Here is a 237-nt window from a genome sequence, read left to right on the forward strand (position 1 = left end):
GGCTTTATGTATGCCGCCGTGGGCAGCTACATCATCCAGGCCTGGCGGCTATTCGATCTGCACATACGTCATCATCCCCCGCACTGGATGGCGGCGCTGATCGCAGTGCTTATCTATGTCAACTTTTTTACCCACCACTATATTGGCGACTATCGCTGGTATCTGGCAGCCTGCGCTCTGGGCCTGTATGCTCGGACCACCGTGGTATTTCGTCCGCTGGATCGAAACTACCAGATG

Annotated in this window: 1 protein-coding gene; it reads left to right on the forward strand. The window is 55.3% G+C overall.

Annotated elements, in window-relative coordinates; translation table 11 throughout:
- A partial coding sequence (locus SB764_RS44450; protein ID WP_410867371.1) for a DUF817 family protein occupies positions 1 to 237 on the forward strand: 237 nt, incomplete at both ends.

The organism is Paraburkholderia sp. SIMBA_027, assembly GCF_046535315.1.
In the GTDB taxonomy this organism is placed as follows: Bacteria; Pseudomonadota; Gammaproteobacteria; order Burkholderiales; family Burkholderiaceae; genus Paraburkholderia; species Paraburkholderia tropica.